The 20,237-nt window shown below is 63.7% G+C and carries 18 protein-coding genes and 2 tRNA genes; 8 read left to right on the plus strand and 12 right to left on the minus strand.

All coding sequences use genetic code 11. The features are described from left to right. Positions 1-11 precede the first annotated feature (11 nt). The 12 genes from ACFUTU_RS02320 to dnaA form a co-directional block, all read right to left on the minus strand. Positions 12-950, minus strand: a complete 939-nt coding sequence (locus ACFUTU_RS02320) for a DMT family transporter (RefSeq protein WP_377960233.1) — start codon at positions 948-950, stop codon at positions 12-14. 119 nt (positions 951-1,069) lie between these two features. Continuing rightward, a tRNA-Ala gene (locus tag ACFUTU_RS02325) sits at positions 1,070-1,145 on the minus strand. A 71-nt stretch (positions 1,146-1,216) separates the two neighbouring features. Beyond that, on the minus strand, positions 1,217-1,342 hold the full coding sequence (locus ACFUTU_RS02330) for a DLW-39 family protein (RefSeq protein WP_331575230.1): 126 nt from the start codon (positions 1,340-1,342) through the stop codon (positions 1,217-1,219). 62 nt (positions 1,343-1,404) lie between these two features. After that, positions 1,405-1,478 (minus strand) — tRNA-Ile (locus tag ACFUTU_RS02335). Between the two features lie 97 nt (positions 1,479-1,575). Continuing rightward, complete coding sequence (locus ACFUTU_RS02340) at positions 1,576-2,238, minus strand: DUF3566 domain-containing protein (RefSeq protein WP_377960235.1); 663 nt, start codon at positions 2,236-2,238, stop codon at positions 1,576-1,578. Beyond that, positions 2,235-4,970 (minus strand): DNA gyrase subunit A, encoded by a 2,736-nt coding sequence (gene gyrA / locus ACFUTU_RS02345; RefSeq protein WP_377960237.1) that lies wholly within the window; start codon positions 4,968-4,970, stop codon positions 2,235-2,237. The genes ACFUTU_RS02340 and gyrA overlap by 4 nt, the downstream gene beginning before the upstream one ends. A gap of 58 nt (positions 4,971-5,028) precedes the next feature. Then, a complete protein-coding gene (gene gyrB, locus ACFUTU_RS02350; protein ID WP_377960239.1) occupies positions 5,029-7,119 on the minus strand; it encodes a DNA topoisomerase (ATP-hydrolyzing) subunit B in 2,091 nt (696 codons plus the stop codon). A 377-nt stretch (positions 7,120-7,496) separates the two neighbouring features. Then, positions 7,497-8,054: a DUF721 domain-containing protein gene (locus ACFUTU_RS02355; protein ID WP_377960241.1), complete on the minus strand. Its 558-nt coding sequence runs from the start codon at positions 8,052-8,054 to the stop codon at positions 7,497-7,499. Further along, positions 8,041-9,243, minus strand: coding sequence for a DNA replication/repair protein RecF (recF, locus tag ACFUTU_RS02360; RefSeq protein WP_377960243.1), 1,203 nt, complete (start codon positions 9,241-9,243; stop codon positions 8,041-8,043). Before recF ends, ACFUTU_RS02355 begins: the two co-directional genes overlap by 14 nt. Before the next feature lie 60 nt (positions 9,244-9,303). Continuing rightward, positions 9,304-10,188, minus strand: coding sequence for a phosphogluconate dehydrogenase (NAD(+)-dependent, decarboxylating) (gnd, locus tag ACFUTU_RS02365; RefSeq protein WP_377960245.1), 885 nt, complete (start codon positions 10,186-10,188; stop codon positions 9,304-9,306). Positions 10,189-10,305: 117 nt separating this feature from the next. Next, positions 10,306-11,430, minus strand: coding sequence for a DNA polymerase III subunit beta (dnaN, locus tag ACFUTU_RS02370; RefSeq protein ID WP_377960247.1), 1,125 nt, complete (start codon positions 11,428-11,430; stop codon positions 10,306-10,308). Between the two features lie 537 nt (positions 11,431-11,967). Continuing rightward, positions 11,968-13,389, minus strand: a complete 1,422-nt coding sequence (gene dnaA / locus ACFUTU_RS02375; protein ID WP_377960249.1) for a chromosomal replication initiator protein DnaA — start codon at positions 13,387-13,389, stop codon at positions 11,968-11,970. Positions 13,390-13,859: 470 nt separating this feature from the next. Here dnaA and rpmH point away from each other — a divergent pair, with 470 nt between their 5' ends. The 8 genes from rpmH to ACFUTU_RS02415 all read left to right on the plus strand — a co-directional run bounded on the left by rpmH (position 13,860) and on the right by ACFUTU_RS02415 (position 19,645). Continuing rightward, complete coding sequence (rpmH, locus tag ACFUTU_RS02380) at positions 13,860-13,997, plus strand: 50S ribosomal protein L34 (RefSeq protein ID WP_003800212.1); 138 nt, start codon at positions 13,860-13,862, stop codon at positions 13,995-13,997. A 40-nt stretch (positions 13,998-14,037) separates the two neighbouring features. Beyond that, positions 14,038-14,463, plus strand: a complete 426-nt coding sequence (rnpA, locus tag ACFUTU_RS02385) for a ribonuclease P protein component (protein WP_377960251.1) — start codon at positions 14,038-14,040, stop codon at positions 14,461-14,463. Beyond that, positions 14,456-14,851: a membrane protein insertion efficiency factor YidD gene (gene yidD, locus ACFUTU_RS02390; RefSeq protein WP_377960253.1), complete on the plus strand. Its 396-nt coding sequence runs from the start codon at positions 14,456-14,458 to the stop codon at positions 14,849-14,851. The genes rnpA and yidD overlap by 8 nt, the downstream gene beginning before the upstream one ends. 16 nt (positions 14,852-14,867) lie before the next feature. Then, the gene (gene yidC / locus ACFUTU_RS02395; protein WP_377960255.1) at positions 14,868-15,848 is read left to right on the plus strand and encodes a membrane protein insertase YidC; all 981 of its coding nucleotides are present in this window, start codon (positions 14,868-14,870) and stop codon (positions 15,846-15,848) included. After that, complete coding sequence (locus ACFUTU_RS02400; protein ID WP_377960257.1) at positions 15,848-16,411, plus strand: protein jag; 564 nt, start codon at positions 15,848-15,850, stop codon at positions 16,409-16,411. The genes yidC and ACFUTU_RS02400 overlap by 1 nt, the downstream gene beginning before the upstream one ends. Before the next feature lie 19 nt (positions 16,412-16,430). Beyond that, positions 16,431-17,081 (plus strand): 16S rRNA (guanine(527)-N(7))-methyltransferase RsmG, encoded by a 651-nt coding sequence (gene rsmG / locus ACFUTU_RS02405; protein WP_377960259.1) that lies wholly within the window; start codon positions 16,431-16,433, stop codon positions 17,079-17,081. An 85-nt stretch (positions 17,082-17,166) separates the two neighbouring features. Beyond that, positions 17,167-18,219 (plus strand): ParA family protein, encoded by a 1,053-nt coding sequence (locus tag ACFUTU_RS02410; protein ID WP_377960261.1) that lies wholly within the window; start codon positions 17,167-17,169, stop codon positions 18,217-18,219. A gap of 67 nt (positions 18,220-18,286) precedes the next feature. Then, positions 18,287-19,645: a ParB/RepB/Spo0J family partition protein gene (locus ACFUTU_RS02415; RefSeq protein ID WP_377960263.1), complete on the plus strand. Its 1,359-nt coding sequence runs from the start codon at positions 18,287-18,289 to the stop codon at positions 19,643-19,645. Positions 19,646-20,237 lie beyond the last annotated feature (592 nt).

Raw genomic sequence — 20,237 nt, forward strand, 5'->3', positions numbered from 1 at the left:
CGGCCTGCTCCTCAGTCGGCCCCCAGCTCCGCCAGGGGCCGTTCCTTCGGCGGCTTGCCCCGCCCGCCTTTACCGTGCGCGCCTTTACCGTTGCGCTGTCCGGCCACCACGACGGCGAGGCCCACCAGGATGAGGGCCAGCCCCGCGTAGGTGCCAGCCGGCAGTGTTTCGTCCAGGAACACGGCGGCCAGCAGCGCGGCACCGGGAATCTCCAGCAGGATAATCATGGACACCAGTAACGGGCTCATGGTGGCCAGCAGGTGGTTGAAGGCCGTGTGCCCCACCAACTGGGCGCAAATGGTAATGGCCAGGATTCCCAGCCAGCCGGCGGCGTCGAATCCGGACAGCGGCTGGTTGGTGGAGATCGCAAGCACAGCCACCAGGACGGCGCACATGCCGTAACAGAGCGCGGTGTAGGTCCCCGTGGTCATGCTCTGGCGGGCCCGGCCTCCGGCCAGGGTGTAGATGCCCGCAAGGAGTCCGCCGGCCAGTGCCAGCAGGTCACCCAGCAGCGCATCCGGGGAGGTGCCCATGTCGAACCCGGTAATGGCCACGACGCCGCCGAAGGAGATGCCCAGTCCCGCCAGGACCTGCCAGGGGTGCCTGACGCCGCGGAAAAGCTGAATGATGGCAATCCAGGCGGACTGCAGGCAGACAAGGGCCGTGGCGGCCGCAACGGAGGTCAGCTGCAGGGACGTGATGAAGCAGGCGAAGTGCAGCGCCAGGGCCACGGCCGCGACGAGGGACCAGCGGAACTCATTCCGTCCGATCCGGATGAACTGTCGGGGTTCCCGGATCAGGGTTGGCCCGGCCATGACCACGGCTGCAATGGCATTGCGCCAGAAGGCGATGGCGAGGGCGGTGACGGTGGTGGCCCCCAGCGTGGCGGCGATGAGCGGCCCCGAAGAAGCCACGCCCAGGACACCCAGGGCGGCAAGGAAAAGGTTCACGCTTCCCACCCTAGTGGGACCGCTCAATGAGCCTGCCAGAATCAAGCCATCTGGCCGGGCCTGTTGAAAGCCGGGCAACGCAAAAGGTCCCGGCCGTTTCCGACCGGGACCTTTCCATATGGTGGAGGCACGGGGACTCGAACCCCGAACCCCCTGCTTGCAAAGCAGGTGCGCTACCAATTGCGCCATGCCCCCATAAGAAGCAACCCGTCCATCATACCCTAGTCCGCGGGGCTGGCTGACCAACTCCGGCGCCGGGGATCTGGCTACTCAACCTTGTCGGTTGACTCGCTCCAGACTGTTTTCCGGGCTTCGGATTCCTGCACCTTTTTCTTGTAGAAGAGGACGCCTGCGACTGCAGCTGCAATAACCAGCAACTTCTTCACACGCACCCCGTTCCGGCATGATTCCTGGGAATCGTGCCTAACTTCGACTTGAACCTGTGCAGGTTCCGTGGGCGTACCAGGACTTGAACCTGGGACCTCTTCGTTATCAGCGAAGCGCTCTAACCGCCTGAGCTATACGCCCCGATGCCTCATCGGGCCGAGACATGACTCTACAGCACATCCCGGCCCGATCTCAAATCGAGGCATTCCAGCGGGGTTTTTCCGCGGAATTACGGGGTTTAGTCGTCCGTCAGGGTCACACCGATGCCGCCAACAAGGGTTGCGGAGATGTTGTAGAGGACCGCTGACAGCATGGACAAGGCTGTGAGAAGTACCACATTTACGACGGCGATGATAGTGGCGAAGGATGCCACCTGTCCGAGCGAGGCGACCTTCTTCAGTTCGAAGCCACCGCCCTCGGAGCCGGCCAGGGTTCCGAGGAGGCTGTCCACCTGGTCAAAGATGCCGGTCAGGTCCAGAACGGTCCACAGCACGATGGCGGCAACCACAGTGACGATGCCGAGCGCCACCGAGAGCAGGAACGCCATTTTCAGGACGGACCAGGGATCGACCTTGCTGACCAGGAGCCGGGCACGGCGCACCTTGGCCTTGGGCGCCGGCTTGACGAGGCCGGGCGTACCCTGCGCGCCTTGCGGGCGCTGTCCGGGGGCTGCAGGACGCTGGGCAGGTGCGGCGGGCCGCTGGCCCTGCGGGCTCTGTGCGGCCGGGGCGCCCTGGGGGCGCTGCCCCGGCGCTGCGGGACGCTGCCCCGGAAGGCCCGACGGCGCGGCCGGGCTCTGCTGGGGACGCACCGGGGCATTTACCCGGGGAGCGGATGCCGGCTGACGCATCCCGCCGGGACCATTACTGCTCGGCTTGGGATATGAGTCGGAATTGCTCACTCGTTACCTCCGGTGTTGTCTTCGTTCGCCTCAGCATCGCCGGACGTTCCTTCTGCTTCATCGGCCAGTTCCGGGGCCGCCTCTGCGGATTCCTCGTCTGGTCCGGCATCTTCAGCCAACGTTACGTCATCAGCGGCGATAGCCAAGATTTCTGACGCACTGGGTTCGTCGGCGTGGTCGGCTTCGGCCTCCCGCTCGGCGCTTGCTTCAACTTCCGCTTCGAGGCCGCGCTCGGTGTTGCGGGCCACCTCGATGATGCGGTCGTTCTTATCCGGCTTCGCGAAGATGACGCCCATCGTGTCGCGGCCCTTGGCGGGTACACCGGCAACGGATGAACGGACCACCTTGCCGCCGCCCATGACCACCAGGACCTCGTCTTCCTCCTGGACCACCAGGGCGCCCACCAGGTCACCGCGTTCCTCGGCGAGCTTGGCAACCTTGATGCCCAGGCCGCCGCGGCCCTGCAGCCGGTATTCCTCGACCGCAGTGCGCTTCGCGTAGCCGCCTTCGGTCACCACAAACACGTAGGACCCCTCGGCCACCACATTCATGGCGAGCAGTTCGTCGTCCTCGCGGAACTTCATGCCCGTGACGCCTGAGGTGGCCCGGCCCATGGGGCGGAGCGCGTCGTCGGTCGCGGTGAAGCGGATCGACTGGCCCTTGCGCGACACCAGCATGAGGTCGTCCGTTTCGGAGACCAGCTGGGCCGAGACCAGTTCATCCTCCTCGCGGAGGTTGATGGCGATGACACCGGCGGACCGGTTGGTGTCGTAATCCTCGAGGCGGGTCTTTTTGACCAGGCCGCGCTTGGTAGCAAGTACCAGGTACGGCGCCTGCTGGTAGTCGGTCAGGTCCAGCACCTGGGTGATGTGCTCATCCGGCTGGAATGCCAGCAGGTTTGCCACGTGCTGTCCCTTGGCGTCCCGGCTGCCCTCGGCAAGTTCATACGCCTTGGCCCGGTACACACGCCCGAGGTTGGTGAAGAAGAGCAGCCAGTGGTGCGTGGTGGTGACAAAGAAGTGTTCCACCACGTCGTCACCGCGAAGCTGGGCCCCCTTGATGCCCTTGCCCCCGCGCTGCTGCGAGCGGTAGTTGTCGCTTCGCGTGCGCTTGACGTAGCCGCCGCGGGTGATGGTGACCACCACTTCCTCTTCGGGAATGAGGTCTTCCATGGACATGTCACCGTCGTAGCCCATCAGGATCTGCGTGCGGCGGTCATCCCCGTGCTTGGCAACAATCTCGGCGAGTTCCTCGCTGATGATGGAGCGCTGGCGTTCCTCCGAGCCGAGGATCGCGTTGTATTCGGCGATCATCGCTTCCAGTTCGGCGTGCCGGTCCTGGATCTTCTGGCGTTCCAGGGCCGCGAGCCGGCGGAGCTGCATGTCGAGGATGGCGCGCGCCTGGATCTCGTCGATGTCCAGCAGCTCCATCAGCCCGTCACGCGCCGCTTCCGTGGTGCTGGAAGCGCGGATCAGGGCGATGACCTCATCCAGCATGTCCAGTGCCTTCAGAAGTGCACGCAGGATGTGCGCTTCCTCCTCGGCCTTGCGCAGCCGGTAGCGGGTGCGCCGGGCGATGACATCAAGCTGGTGGGTAACCCAGTGCCGGATGAAGGCATCGAGGCTCAGGGTGCGCGGCACCCCGTCCACGATCGCCAGCATGTTCGCACCGAAGTTCTCCTGCAGCTGGGTGTGCTTGTAGAGGTTGTTCAGCACCACCTTGGCCACGGCGTCGCGCTTCAGGACGATGACCAGGCGCTGGCCGGTGCGTCCGGAGGTCTCGTCGCGGAGGTCGGCGATGCCCTGGACCTTGCCGTCCTTGACCAGCTCGGCGATCTTGATGGCCAGGTTGTCCGGGTTTGCCTGGTAGGGCAGTTCGGTGACGACGAGGCAGGTCCGCCCCTGCAGCTCCTCAACGTTAACCACGGCCCGCATGGTGATGGAGCCGCGCCCGGTGCGGTAGGCGTCCTCGATGCCTTTGTGGCCCAGGATGGTGGCGCCGGTGGGGAAATCGGGTCCCTTGATCCGCTTGAGCAGTTCCTCCAGGAGCTGCTCGCGGCTGGCGGTCGGGTTGGCCAGGTACCACTGGACGCCGTCGGCCACCTCGCGGAGGTTGTGCGGCGGAATGTTGGTGGCCATGCCGACGGCGATGCCCGAGGACCCGTTGACCAGCAGGTTGGGGAACCGCGCCGGAAGGATGGTGGGTTCCTGGTTCTTGCCGTCGTAGTTGTCCTGGAAGTCGACGGTCTCCTCGTCGATGTCACGGACCATCTCCATGGCAAGCGGCGCCATCTTGGTTTCCGTGTACCGCGGGGCTGCGGCGCCGTCGTTGCCCGGCGAGCCGAAGTTGCCCTGGCCCAGCGCCAGCGGGTACCGCATGGTCCAGTCCTGGATCAGGCGCACCAAAGCATCGTAGATCGCCGTGTCGCCGTGCGGGTGGTACTGGCCCATGACCTCGCCCACCACGCGGGCGCACTTGTTGAATGCACGGTCCGGGCGGTAGCCGCCGTCGAACATCGCGTACAGCACGCGGCGGTGGACCGGCTTGAGCCCGTCACGGACGTCCGGGAGGGCACGGCCGACAATGACGGCCATGGCGTAGTCGAGGTAGGAGCGCTGCATCTCCGTCTGGAGGTCCACCTGCTCCACGCGGTCGATCAGCAGATCGCCCTCCAGCACCGGCTCCGTTGCGTCCGGAGACTCGGCCGGGACCTCAGGGGTTTCGTCACTCATAGTCTGTATTTTCCGTTTCAGGTATATGTCAGTTCTGGAATATCAGGGGCGAAAAGCCCTAGATATCGAGGAACCGGACGTCCTTGGCGTTCTGCTGGATGAAGTTCCGGCGCGATTCGACGTCCTCGCCCATCAGCACGGCGAAGATCTGGTCGGCCGCGGCAGCATCCTCCATGGTCACCTGCAGCAGGGTGCGCCGGTCGGGGTCCATGGTGGTGTCCCAGAGTTCGGTGTAGTCCATCTCACCCAGACCCTTGTAGCGCTGGATGCCGTTTTCCTTCGGAATGCGGCGCCCGGCCGCCTGGCCGGAAACCAGGACGGCGTCGCGCTCACGGTCGCTGAACACGTAGTCGTGCGGGGCGTTGGACCACTTGATCCGGTACAGCGGCGGCTGCGCGAGATAGACGTAGCCGTTCTCAATCAGCGGGCGCATGTAGCGGAACAGCAGGGTCATCAGCAGGGTGGTGATGTGCTGGCCATCCACGTCGGCATCAGCCATCAGCACGATCTTGTGGTACCGCAGCTTGCTGAGGTCGAAGTCCTCACCGATGCCCGTGCCGAACGCGGTAATCATCGACTGGACTTCGTTGTTGCCCAGCGCCTTGTCCAGGCGCGCGCGCTCCACGTTCAGGATCTTGCCGCGCAGCGGCAGGATGGCCTGCGTTTCCGGATTGCGTCCGCGCTTAGCCGAACCGCCTGCCGAGTCACCCTCCACCAGGTAGACCTCGCACTTCGAGGGATCCTTCGAGGAGCAGTCGGAGAGCTTGCCCGGCATGCCGAAGGATTCCAGGGGGCTCTTCCGGCGTGCGTTGTCGCGGGCCTTGCGGGCAGCCATGCGTGCCTGTGCCGCGGAAATCGCTTTGCGGATCACGTCCCGGGCGGGGCCGGGGTTGCGTTCCAGCCAGTCGCCCAGCTGGTCGGTCACCACGCGCTGGACGAAGCCCTTGACCTCGGAGTTGCCGAGCTTGGTCTTGGTCTGGCCCTCGAACTGGGGCTCCGACAGCTTTACGGAGATGACTGCCGTCAGGCCTTCACGGATGTCATCGCCCGTGAGGTTCTCTTCCTTCTCCTTGATGATGCTCTTCTCCCGCGCATAGCGGTTGATGAGCGAGGTCATCGCGGCGCGGAAGCCCTCTTCGTGGGTGCCGCCTTCGTGGGTGTTGATGGTGTTCGCATAGGTGTGGACGCTTTCGGAGTAGGCCGTGGTCCACTGCATTGCCATCTCGACGGCGATGTGCCGTTCGGTGTCCTCGGTTTCGAAGGCGATGACGTCCTCGTGGACCACATCCACCTTCTTGCTCGAGTTCAGGTGCTTGACGTAGTCGAGGAGGCCTTCGTTGTACTGGTAGACCACGGTGCGGTGGTCGGCGAGGACCTCCCCCTCGGTCAGCACACCATCGAGGTCCAGGTCGCCGGCTTCGTCCGTGCCTGCTGCCGCCTGCCGTTCGTCGGTCAGGGTGATGCGCAGGCCCTTGTTGAGGAAGGCCATCTGCTGGAACCGCGCCCGGAGCGTCTCGAAGTCGAATTCGACGGATTCAAAGATGCTCGGATCCGGGTAGAAAGTCTGCGTAGTGCCTGTATCGGTGGTTTCTTCACCCTGCACCAGCGCGCCCTGGGGCTTGCCGCCGTCGGCAAAGGACATGCGCCAAACGTGGCCCTGCCTCCGGACCTCGGTGTTCACCCGCGTGGAGAGCGCGTTGACCACGGAGATGCCCACGCCGTGGAGGCCGCCGGACACGGCGTATCCGCCACCGCCGAATTTGCCGCCGGCGTGCAGGATGGTCATGACCACCTCGACCGTGGGTTTGCCCTCGGTGGGATGGATGTCCACGGGGATGCCGCGGCCGTCATCGGAGACCTTGACGCCGCCGTCGGCCTGCAGAACAACCTCGATGTGGGTGCAGTAGCCGGCCAGGGCCTCGTCAACCGAGTTGTCCACCACTTCATACACCAGATGGTGCAGGCCGCGGAGCCCGGTGGAGCCGATGTACATGCCGGGCCGTTTCCGCACGGCCTCGAGGCCCTCAAGTACGGTAATATCGCTGGCGCCGTACTCCCGCGGTGTGGCCGCCTCAGCCGGATTGCCGGTGGTCAGGGCATCCTCGGTTGCGGGCTCCACTGCCTCGATGTCTGCATTGTCGTTAGCCACAGGCGCTTTCGACTCCTCTATGTTCGATGATGGCCGGCATCAGCCCGTTGCCGAAGCAAAAGGCATCCGCCAAAAGGCACGTCACTGGCGGCACCCGCTGCATGATTGACCGCGGACCCGCTCCCGCGCAGAAATAAGCGCGGGAAAACGGACTCAGTCAACGTTTCACCGGCGCCCAGTTATCTAGGTGAATTCTATCGTGAAACGCGACCGATCCCCGCATTGGCGGGGCGTGGACGCAGCCCAATGTGCCTCTCGCTGGCCATTGGCTCCGCCTGCAAGGCTCCAGCAGTCCCCGTTTTGGACTCCTATACGGCCAACGGCGGTTTGAGCGCCCTGCACGCCGTTTCCGCTTTATTCGCGGAAGCCGCCATTTGCTACCCGTAGGTGTCCCGAGGCCCGCGCCCGTTGACGGCGCGTCCGCCCTTGCGCCAGTTCGGGGCTGCGGGACCGAGCACCTGGATGCTGGTGACCACACCGTCGCCGAGTTCGGTGCGGAACTTCTCCAGCAGGCTCATGCTGAGCAGGCGGAGCTGCGTGGCCCAGGCCGTGGAGTCGCACCGGACATGGAGGGTGGTATCGGTGAAGCTTTCCGGCGTGCAGTGGGCGGCGATTTCCGGTCCCACCAGCGCCGGCCACTCTGCCATGACGGACCCGACGGCCACCGGCGAGGTCCAGCCGCGCTCGGCGACCAGCCGCCCCACGACTTTACCGAGACCCAGGGGGTCCCGCCCGGTGGAGTGGAACTGGCTGAAGCCGCGCGTACCCTGCGCTGCAGTACGCGGTTTTTGATTGGCACCCGGCGGTGGTGCCTTCCGGCGGATCTCGCCGCGGGCCGCCGCGGCCTCCCGCATCCGGTTGAGCGCCGCCTGGGCAGCATCGATTTCATCGGGATCGCGGCCAGGCTGCAGGCCGCCGTCCTTATCCCTGTTCATCGATTCCTCCCGGGATGACCTTCACCCGCCGGCCCGCCAGCTCGTCCGGAATGTCGGCGTCCACCGCCGCGGTCACCAGGACCTGCTCCGCGCCGGCAACTATTGCGGCCAGTTTACGCCGCCGCTGGACATCGAGTTCGGCGAACACGTCGTCCAGGATGAGGATCGGTGCCGACCCTCCGGTGCGGGCGTCGTCCAGCATGACGTAATAGGACGCCAGCCGGAGGGACAGGCACATGGACCATGTTTCACCATGCGAGGCGTAGCCCTTCGCGGGGGCCTGGCCGAGCACAAGTTCGAGCTCGTCCCGGTGCGGACCCACGAGTGAGATGCCCCGTTCGAGTTCCCTGCGGCGGGACGCCGCGAAGGCCTGCACGTAGCGTTCGGCGAGCTCTTCCACGGACAGCAGGCGCAGATCCTCTGCAGAATTTCCCGGCGCTGACGGTGCCGCCGAAGCGTTGGCGGGCTCGCCGTCGTCGTCGATCATGTTCTGCAGGGTTGAGCGGTAGACCGCATCCGCGGCCTTCGAACCGTCGGTGAGCTGGGCATACGCATTGTTGAGGTGCGGCCGGAGCCGCTCGACGAGCTCCAGCCGTGCGTGCAGCAACTCAGCGCCGGCGCGCGCCATGTGCTGGTCCCAGACATCGAGGGTGGCTTCGTGGCCGGCGGTGAACTTGCCGGCCCGCGCGGACTTCAGCAGGGCGTTGCGCTGCTTGAGCACGCGGTCGTAGTCGCTGCGGGTGGCGGCGTGCCGGGGAACCAGGCTCACCAGGAGCTCGTCCAGGAAACGGCGGCGGTTCGATGGATCGCTTTTGACGAGGGCCAAATCCTCCGGGGCGAACAGGACCGTATGGCAGATGCCGAGGAGGTCACGCGCACGCACGGGGTTGCTGCGGTTGATGCGTCCGCGGTTGGCCCGGCCGCCGTTGATCTCGAGCTCCAGGATGGTGGACTGTTCACCGCGGACCAGTTTTGCCCGGATCAGGGCCCGGTCGGTTCCAAAACGGAGCAAGGGACCGTCGGCGCTGACCCGGTGCGAGCTGAGGGTTGCCAGGTAGCCGATGGCTTCCATGAGGTTGGTCTTGCCGATTCCATTGGAACCGACGAGGACCGTTACCCCCGGTTCGAACCGGAGATCCACCTGGGCGTAACTGCGGAAATCGGTCAGGGACAGGTGTTCTAGATACACGCGATCTTCAAATTCTCGGGAACCGCCGGTGTGGAAGCAGGCCGCGTCCCGGACACGGGTTTACTTGGCCGGGCGGGTGGCATGACCGCCGAACTGGTGGCGCAGCGCGGACACCATCTTCATGGCCGGGGAGTTGTCCTCGCGGGAGGCGAAGCGTGCAAACAGCGCGGCCGTGATCGCGGGGGCCGGCACCGCGTTGGCGATGGCTTCTTCCACGGTCCAGCGGCCTTCACCGGAGTCTTCGACGTAGTCGTCGATTGAGGCCAGTCCGGGATCCTCGTCCAGCGCCTTCACCATAAGGTCCAGCAGCCAGGACCGCACCACGGTTCCCTTTTGCCAGGCCCGGAAAGTGCCGGGAAGGTCCGTGACAATATCCTTGGCGGCCAGGAGTTCGTAGCCTTCGGCGTAGGCCTGCATCAGGCCGTACTCAATGCCGTTGTGCACCATCTTGGCGTAGTGGCCGGCGCCGACTCCGCCTACATGGACAAAGCTGTCCTCGCGGTCGCCTTCCGGGCGGAGCGCGTCAAAAACGGGAAGGGCGCGCTCGATGTCCTCGGCGTCGCCGCCGGCCATGAGTCCGTAGCCGTTCTGCAGTCCCCAGACACCGCCGGAGACGCCGCAGTCGGCGAAGCGGATTCCCTTTTCGGCCAGTGCGGCGGCGTGTTTTTGGTCCTCGGTGAAGCGGGAGTTTCCGCCGTCGATCACCATGTCGCCGGGCTGCAGCTTCTCACCCAGCTCGGTGATGACGGCATCGGTGATTTCACCGGCCGGAACCATGACCCAGATGAGGCGCGGCGCAGGAAGTGCGGCGATGAGTTCGTCCGTGGTGGCTACATCGGTGACCTCCGGGTTGCGGTCGAAGCCAGTGACCTCGACCCCGCCCTTGCGCAGGCGTTCGCGCATGTTGAAACCCATTTTTCCAAGGCCGATCAGTCCGATATGCACCGTGAGAGCTCTTTTCTGCGCGGAGGGTTAGGGGCGGAACCCAACTGGGTAGCAGTTCGCGGCGTTCCCAGGGCTGAAAACACCCTCAGCTGCTACCTGGTTGGGAAGGGTGACGGGCTAGTTGGGCAGGCGCACCGGCATCACGAGGTAGCGGTAGTCGTCCTGGTCTTCGCCGTCGATGTCGTTCTGGGCCGTGATCATGGCAGGTTTCGGCGCGGTGGTGAAGGAAAAGCGCACGAACTTGGTTTCGATCACGCTGAGGCCTTCAACCAGGTAGTGCGGGTTGAACGCCACTGTGATGTCGTCGCCGGACAGCTGGGCCTCAAGCTCTTCGGATGCCTGTGCGTCCTCGCCTGTGCCGGCGTCGAGGTGCAGCTGGCCCTGTGTAAACGCGAGCCGGACCGGGGTGTTGCGTTCTGCCACGAGTGACACACGGCGGACAGCCTCCACCAGTTCCTGGGTCTGCACCGTGGCGTGAATCGGAGTGGAGTCCGGGAACAGCGAGCGGATCTTGGGGTAATCGCCGTCGACCAGCAGTGACGTGGTGGTGCGGCCGCCGCTTTCAAAGCCGATGAGCCGGCTGTCGTCGTTGGCGATGGCCAGGTTGATGTCCCCGCTGCCGCCCAACGTCTTGGCAACTTCGTTGAGTGTCTTGGCCTTGACCAGGGCACTGGTGGAGATTCCCGGGGTGACAGGCTTCCAGGGCACTTCGCGCATGGCCAGTCGGTAGCGGTCCGTGGCCAGGAGCGTGATGAGGTCGTCCTCGATCTCCATCCGGACGCCGGTGAGGATGGGAAGGGTGTCATCCTTGCTTGCCGCGATGATCACCTGGGAAACAGCCTGGGCGAACGCGTCGCCGGCGACCGTTCCGGTGATGGTGGGCAGCGGAGGCAGCGGAGGGTATTCCGCCTCGGGCATGGTGGCCAGGTGGAAGCTGCTTCGCCGGCAGGTCAGGGTCACTTTGTTGCCGTCGGTTTCGATGTCCACGGGGGCCGAGGGCAGGCTGCGGCAAATATCCGCCAGGAGGCGGCCGGAGACCAGGATGGTGCCTTCGTCCCGGATGTCGGCGGGGATTTCAAGCCTTGCTGAGGTCTCGTAATCGAAGCTGGACAGGCTGACGGTACCGGATTCGGCCTTGAGAAGGAGGCCGGAGAGCACGGGTACGGGCGGCCGCGGAGACAACGATCGGGCTGTCCAGGTAACGGCTTCTGCCAGGACGTCCCGTTCGACTCTGAACTTCACGGAAGGGTGCCGCCTTTCATTGCTGCTGCCATTTTTTGAACCGGAACTCGCAAGGAGCCCACAAGACCGTAGCCCCCAAGACCCTGAACCTGCATGGTCCGCGCACGGGCGACCGCAGACAGACCCAGGGATGGGAGCGCTGCAGACAGCTTAGCCGGAACAACAAGGATTTCCCCATCCCCGTCAGTGCCGTCGGCTCTGCCGGCGGTCAGGCGGCCGATGCTTTGGCCGGTGCGGTGGAGGTCCGGGAACGAGATTGTTGTTTGAGGGATTTCAATTTTTTGGGATTAGTAGTGTTAATAACTGCTGTGGAAACTGTGGATAACCCGGTTCTTTGGCTCGGATCCGCGGTTAAGCCCTGTTCATGGGCTGTGGGTTCCACGTGTTTTAAACAGGCTGTGGATGGGGACAAAATTTTGCCCCGTCTCGGTGATCCACAGACGCCTTAAGGGTTTTAAGCCCATTAATCGCGGTTGTCCCCTTAACTGTCCACAGGGTTATCCACACGCGCCTGTTAATAAGGTTAAGAACCTTGGCTCAGGAGTCGCGCTGCTGCTGCTTGATCCGGTTGGTGAGCTCCGTGACCTGGTTGTAAATCACACGGCGCTCGGCCATCAGTTCGCGGATCTTGCGGTCGGCGTGGATCACGGTGGTGTGGTCCCGGCCGCCAAGTTCCTGACCGATCTTGGGGAGCGACATGTCGGTCAGCTCACGGCAGAGGTACATGGCGATCTGCCGCGCAGTCACCAGCGTCCGGGTCCGGGACTTGCTGCAGAGTTCCTCCATGCTGAGCTTGAAGTAGTCCGCGGTCTGCTGCAGGATCTGGCTCGAAGTGATTTCCTGGGCGCCGTCGTCGGTGATGAGGTCCTTGAGCACCATCTCCGCGAGGGCCACATCGACCGGCTGGCGGTTGAGGCTGGCGAAGGCTGTGACGCGGATGAGCGCGCCTTCGAGTTCGCGGATGTTGCTGGCGATCTTCGACGCGATGTACTCGAGTGCGTCGTCCGGGGCTGACAGGCCTTCGCTGAGGGCCTTCTTGCGGAGGATGGCGATGCGGGTTTCCAGTTCGGGCGGCTGGATGTCGGTCAGCAGGCCCCACTCGAAGCGGGACTTCATCCGGTCCTCGAAACCTGCCAGCAGCTTGGGAGGCTGGTCAGAGGTGATGACTACCTGCTTGTTGTTGTTGTGCAGCGAGTTGAACGTGTGGAAGAACTCCTCCAGCGTCCGGTCCTTGCCCGCCAGGAACTGGATGTCGTCGATCAACAGGACGTCAACGTTGCGGTACGTCGTTTTGAAGCTGGCGCCTTCGTCGTCGCGGATCGAGTTGATGAAGTCGTTGGTGAACTCTTCGGAGTTGACGTAGCGGACGCGGATCCCGCTGTACAGGCGCCTGGCATAGTGGCCGATGGCGTGCAGCAGGTGCGTCTTCCCTAGACCCGAATCGCCGTAGATGAACAGCGGATTGTAGGCCTTCGCCGGTGCCTCCGCTACGGCGACGGCAGCGGCGTGGGCGAACCGGTTCGAGGAACCGATCACGAACGTATCGAAGACGTACTTGGGGTTGAGCCGGCCGAATTCGTGCGAGGTGCTCGGCAGCATGGGCTGCGGCTTCTGCTCGATGGAGGGATCGTTGATGAGTGAAAGCTCGACGGCGGGTTCGGGCTCCTCGTGGATGGGAACCAGATCGGTGTCGACGTCGATCGCGCAGCGGATGTCGTCAGAGAAGACGTTGCGCAGCGCATCATCGAGGGCGTCCTTGACCTGGGTCTGGAGCACTTCCCGGGTCAGCTCGTTGGGCACGGCGACGAGGAGGGTGGAACCGATCAGGCCCTGGGCCTGGGCGAGGATGACAAACCCGCGTTGCCGGGGCGAAACGCGATCGTCCTGTTCGAGAAGGTTCACCACGCGCCGCCAGGAACTTCCGACAGTGTTGGCGTGGTTGGCTTCGTCTACTGTCATCAAATTTGGTTCCTCAAAGCTTGCTGCCTGCATTACATGCAGCCGCAAGCCTGGAACCAGGGTGCTGGCCCGGCTTAATCCACAGGGTTATGCACAGTCCGTGGATAATCGGCTACTGAGACACTCTAGGGGATGAAAAGCCTAGAAGATAGCTGGGAAGTGCCTTGTGGATAATTACACCGTTGTGGTTCGGAAAGTGCAGTTGTGAGCCGTTTCATCCACAGGTTTCACAGCCGGTTAGCCACAGTTGGGGAAACACGCCGGGTGGCCTGCTGGTTTGACTCCCCGCGGCGTTTTGCCCTAACGTTGTGGAGTCCTTTGTGCCTGCTTTGTGAACCCATTTTGGACTTCCGGACACTTCGCGTGTTCCGGGAAATCAGGGGAAGCAGGCACATACAAAACTTAGCGTCGGCCAGTTCTTCCCCTTACTGATCGGGTGGGCGCACCTTTGATCCACTGGAGTAACTAACGTGAGCAAGCGGACTTTTCAGCCGAATAACCGCCGTCGGGCCAAGAAGCACGGCTTCCGCCTTCGTATGCGCACCCGTGCCGGCCGCGCCATCCTGGCCGCCCGCCGTGGCAAGGGCCGCACCGAACTGTCGGCTTAAATACTGACTTGTCGGTCTTTTTCCTTCTGCGAGATTAGCGGTGCTTGCCACCCGGAACCGCCTGAGGACTTCAACCGATTTTTCAACAACTGTACGTTCCGGCGTCCGCAATGGACGCCGGAACGTAGTGTTATATACGGCAACTATTGGAGCCGATGAGCCCACCCGCATAGGCTTCATCGTTTCCAAAGCTGTCGGGAACGCTGTTGCCAGGAACCTCGTTAAGAGGAGACTTAGAGAAGCCGGCGCTGTCTCGCTGCGCGAGTACGGCACCGGATTCGCTATTGTGGTGCGTGCTTTGCCCGCTTCCGCAACAGCCAGCTGGGATGAGCTCCTGGCGGACTACAACGCCGCCTTGGAAAACACCATGAGGCGGCTGGCTGGCCGCCTTCCGGCGGTGACCGGAAAAAAGCCAGCCGGAACGCAACCGGACGCAACAACACAGGAAGGGACACAGCGTGCTTGACCCGACTGCCGCCGTCGTCCGTTCCCCCAAGTCCGCAGCAGCGGCCGCGGGCAGTTTTATCTGGAACCTGCCCCGAAACATCCTTATTCTTCTGCTCCTGGCCTACCGCAAGGTGGTTTCGCCCTTGTACGGCCAGGTCTGCCGCTTCTTTCCCTCCTGCTCGGCGTATGCGCTTGAAGCAGTTACAGTCCACGGCGCTGTCAAGGGCAGCTGGCTCGCGGCCAGGCGCCTGGCACGCTGTCACCCGTGGAACGCCGGCGGCGTGGACCATGTCCCCGCCGGCCACCGGGTATGGCCTGAAAACCGGACCCCCAGAATTGTTGTGCTGAACAACCCGGACAAGTACCTGGCTGCTCAGACTGATGAAGAAGGCCGCGCTGCGGCCTGACGAATAGGGATATCGTATGGACTTCTTTGAAACAATCATGTTTCCGTTCAAGTGGCTTGTGTCCATCATCATGGTGGGCTTCCACGAGGGCCTGACCGCGATTGGAATGCCAGCCGCCTCCGGCTGGACCTGGACCCTGTCCATCATCGGCCTGGTGCTGGTGATCCGCGCCGCCCTGATTCCCGTGTTCGTCAAGCAGATCAAAGCCCAGCGTGGCATGCAGCTGCTGCAGCCGGACCTGAAGAAGCTGCAGGACAAGTACAAGGGCAAGACCGACCAGCTCTCCCGCCAGGCCATGGCGCAGGAGCAGATGGCCATGTACAAGAAGCACGGGACCAACCCGTTCTCGGCCTGCCTGCCGATGCTGATCCAGATGCCGTTCTTCTTCGCGCTGTTCCAGGTGCTGTCCGGCGTTTCGAATGCCAGCGCCAGCGGTCAGGGAATCGGTGCCATGAGCGCCAATCAGGTACAGCAGTTCGACAAGTCCAGCATCTTCGGTGCTCCGCTGTCCGCGACCCTGCTCCACGGCACGCCCCCGGGCGGCAACGTGGTGGCCGTGTGGATTCTCTCCATCATCATGATCCTGGCCATGACGGCCTCGCAGTTCATCACACAGAAGCAGATCATGGCGAAGAACATGTCCGAAGAGGCCATGGCCAGCCCGTTCATGCGCCAGCAGAAAATGATGCTATACATCCTGCCTATCGTCTTCGGTGTGGGCGGCATCAACTTCCCCATCGGTGTCCTGATCTACTGGACCACCACCAACCTGTGGACCATGGGCCAGCAGTTCTTTGTCATCCGCCGCATGCCGACGCCGGGATCCCCGGCCGCCAAGGCCCTCGCCGAGCGCCGTGCCGCCAAGGGCCTTCCGGCCCTTCCCATCCTGGGAGGCAAGAAGGCCGACGCCGAAGCGGAAGCGGCTGCCGCCGCTGCGGTTGCGCAGGCCCGGACGCAGCGCATTCAGCCACAACGTAAGAACAGGAAGAAGAAGTAATGTCTGTTGAGAGCTCTGAACACGCACTTTCCGCTGATGCCAGCGAAGACCAGGAATCCGCCGCCGGGACCGTGAACGCCGGCAAGGGAACGTCGGCCAGCCGCCTGGAAGAGGAAGGCGACGTAGCCGCCGACTACCTTGAGGAACTGCTCGACATCGCCGACATCGACGGCGACATTGACATTGAGGTCCGCAACGGACGCACATACATCTCGATCGTGACCGAGGAAGAGTCTGCCGGGCTCGAGAGCCTCGTGGGACGCGACGGCGAGGTGCTGGAGGCTCTTCAGGAACTCACCCGCCTGTCCGTTCTCTCCGCGACGGAGAACCGCTCACGCCTGGTGCTCGACATCAACGGCTACCGCAAGGAACGCGCGGGCCACCTGCACAAAATCGCCGAGGACGCCGTCGCCACCGTGAAGGAAACCGGTGAGGCCGTGGCACTGGAGCCGATGAGTGCCTACGAACGGAAGATCGTCCACGACGCCGTTGCTGACCTTGGCTTCGTCAGCGAGTCCGAGGGCGAGGGTGCCGGCCGGCACATCGTCGTTTCCGCCGACTGAACCGCTGGCTGACTTACTGATGGTTGAAATTACGGCAGCCGAGCGCCAGGCCGCGGAGAAGATCTTCGGCGACCGTCTGGAGCTTGCTGAACGGTACGTTGAACACCTTGCGACATCCGGGACCGAGCGCGGACTTATTGGCCCGCGGGAGATCCCCCGGCTCTGGGGACGGCACGTCCTGAACTGTGCGGTCATCGAAAGTGAAATTCCCCAGGGAAGCCACGTGGCCGACGTCGGAAGCGGCGCCGGCCTGCCGGGCCTTTGCCTGGCCATCGCCCGCCCTGACCTTGAGCTGACCCTCATCGAGCCTCTGGAACGCCGGGTGATCTGGCTGCAGGAAGTGGTTGATGACCTCGGCTTGAGCAACGTCACCATCATGCGTACGCGAGCCGAGCTCGCCGTGGGAATGGTGACGGCCGACGTCGTGACCGCCCGGGCAGTCTCCGCCCTGAGCAACCTCGCAGGCCTGACCATTCCGCTGCTCGGCGGCGAGGGTGAAGTTGTTGCCATCAAGGGCCGCAGCGCCGCAGAGGAGATCGAGAAGGCCGCCAAAGCCATCCGCAAGCTCGGCGGGGTGGAGACCTCGGTGGTCACCGTAGGCCAGAACCTGCTCGAGGAACCCACCACGGTGGTCCGGATCGTAGTTAAGAAGACCCAAAAGAGCGCCTAGCCCCGCACGGTGCCGCGGGTCCATAGGGTGTAGCGGTTAGGCTAGAGAACGGCAGTGAAAGCCGAACGAGAGTGAGTGTGTCCCAGTGACCAGTAGCGAAACCTCCACGCAGCGGATTCCCCCGTTTGTGTCCTTGGGGTCGGCGCGGGCCTTTGGCGTATCGCCGGTCGCTACGACAGTGAACCAAACCAATCCGGTTGCTGGCACCAGCACTTCGAAGGTTTCACGTGAAACCGCGACCCGCGGCAATGTTCTGGATACACTGGACGACTCCAGCCCCATCGCCCGCGAACTGGCCCACGAGAACAGGCGCCGTGAGCGGCTGCTTGGCCGCACCTTGCCGAAGCCTGAGAAGACACGGATCTTCACAGTTTCAAACCAAAAAGGTGGTGTGGGAAAGACCACCACTACGGTCAATATCGCCGCCGCGCTTGCGGCTGCCGGCCTGAACGTCCTGGTGATTGATATCGACCCGCAGGGCAATGCGTCGACTGCCCTGGGGATTGAGCACCACGCCGACGTCGACAGCATTTACGACGTTCTGATCAATGACGTTGCGCTTGAGGATGTGGTTGCCCAGTGCCCCGACATCAGCAACCTCATTTGCGCTCCGGCCACCATTCACCTGGCCGGCGCTGAAATTGAACTGGTCTCGCTGGTGGCGCGCGAGCAGCGGCTCCGCCGCGCCATCGACGTTTATGCCAAAGCCCGCCAGAAAAAGGGCGAGCAGCGGCTCGACTACATCTTCATTGACTGCCCGCCCAGCCTGGGGCTGCTGACCGTCAACGCCTTCTGCGCCGCCAGCGAGGTACTCATTCCCATCCAGTGCGAGTACTACGCACTCGAGGGACTGAGCCAGCTGTTGAAGAACATCGAGATGATCCAGAAGCACCTGAATGCGGAACTGGAGGTCTCCACGATTCTGCTGACCATGTACGACGGCCGGACCAACCTGGCAGCCCAGGTGGCAGCTGAGGTCCGGCAGCACTTCCCGGACCAGGTCCTTGATGCTGTGGTGCCGCGCTCCGTGCGGATCTCCGAAGCGCCGAGCTACCAGCAGACGGTCATGACCTACGACCCATCCTCCAGCGGCGCGTTGTCCTACCTGGAAGCCGCAGCGGAAATCGCTGAGCGTTAGAATTTTCCAAACACAGCAACAGCCGGAGCCCGGCATGGCCGGGCTCTTCCGATGGAGGGAATCATCCATGAGCGATAAGCGACGCGGGCTCGGTCGCGGTCTTGGCGCACTCATTCCAAGTTCCGCTTCCGCAGGCGCTTCGGGTAACGGAGCAGCTCCGTCGCGCCCTGTGGATCTGTTCTTCCCCGAGGCGCGGAAAACGGCCGAGCCCCTTCCGTCCGCGGAACCGGACAAGTCTGTCCTCAGCGACGGCCCGGCACGCCGATCCGGACGTAAGGCTTCTGCTGCAGCTCCTGCGGACGCGGAGTCGAAGACCACTGATGACGGCGCGAAGTCGTCGCCTGCCAAGTCCGCGGCGGCTAAGTCCGCGGGCGGTAAGCCCACGGCAACTAGCTCTGGGACGGCCGAGGCGGCCGGACCTAAGGACGCACCGGCCGCTGGCGCCCAACCGCCGGCTCCGTCCAAGGACGCGGAGAAGCCGCAGGCCGGGTCGGAGTCATCCCCCGCCGCTGTGCCCTCCAATGTTGTTGCTGCCGCCGGGAATGCTGCCACCGGGCGCAAGGCAGAGCCCGCTGACGTTTCCGGCAACGACGTAGAGCTCGTCGAGGTGCCAGGTGTCCGGTTCGCTGAAATCCCAGTCACGGACATCCATCCGAACCGCAAACAGCCCCGCACCGTCTTCGATGAGGACGATATGGCGGAGCTTGTTCACTCTGTTCGTGAAATCGGCGTCCTCCAACCAATTGTGGTGCGTACTTCAACCGAAAAGGGTGGAGAACCATATGAGCTGGTGATGGGTGAGCGTCGCTGGCGGGCGGTACAGGCTGCCGGACTCTCCACGATCCCGGCAATTGTCCGTGACACTACCGATGATGACCTGCTTCGCGATGCACTTCTCGAGAACCTGCACCGCAGCCAGCTCAATCCCCTCGAAGAAGCGGCCGCGTACCAGCAGCTGCTGGAGGACTTCGGTACCACGCACGAACAGCTCGCCGACCGGATCGGACGTTCCCGCCCGCAGGTGTCCAACACTCTCCGCCTGCTGAAGCTGCCGCCGCTGGTACAGCGGCGGGTGGCAGCCAACGTGCTTTCGGCAGGCCATGCCCGGGCGCTGCTGTCGCTTCCGGATGCAGCGTCCATGGAACGCCTGGCCCAGAAGATCGTCGCTGAGGGCATGTCGGTTCGTGCCACTGAGGAAGCGGTTACCCTGCACCGTGAGCCCGCGACGCCGGCCAAGAACAACATCCCCCGTCCGGGGGCACGCCACGAGCGGCTGGACTACCTGGCCTCGTCGCTCTCGGACAGGCTGGACACCAATGTGAAGATCTCGCTGGGCGCGCGCAAGGGCCGCGTAAGCATTGAGTTCGCCAGCGTCGAGGACCTCAACCGAATCATGGACGTTCTGGCGCCCGGTTCAGACAACTAAAGAATCACTCGAGAATCAGGGCCCGTTCTGCTGAACGGGCCCTTTCTTTTGTATGCGCTGTCCCGGTACCGGCGCGAGTTGTGCTCTTGCACTCGTGCTGCCGCCATCGCTGCTGGATGTGGCCGCCGGCAACCTACGCCAAGGCATATGAGTCCTTCCGGGTCCTGGAGGTGTATCTCGGCCATGTTGGCGCCGGTGATGGTTCTATCCGGGGCAGCGCCACACGGCGCTTCCTGTGCCTCTCCTAGCCCCAGATGGTAGAAGATTGCGCGCGGACGTTGGCGCAGCATGATGGCCAGGCAATGCGTAGGCGAGGGGTTACAGCACAGCGGAAAACCGCATGTGCTTTCTGTGATCCTGCCAAGGACTTTCCCATGTTTCGAGCATGGAAGCTATGTGGGCATCTAATCGTTCTTCTCCTGCGTGCCAGTCATGCTGCACGTCGTTCGATCGCGGACCTATGCTCAGGTCAACCCGTCCAGTCTTGATCCGCTCGGTTCTTTCGCTTCCCCGTTTCACGTGAAACGAGGAGGTACTACCTCTGGCGAGATCTGGGCGCGTCTTCGCTGGTACAACCGGCAGCATCGAAGCA

Origin of the sequence: Arthrobacter sp. NPDC057388 (assembly GCF_042668165.1) — a bacterium.
Classification (GTDB): domain Bacteria; phylum Actinomycetota; class Actinomycetes; order Actinomycetales; family Micrococcaceae; genus Arthrobacter.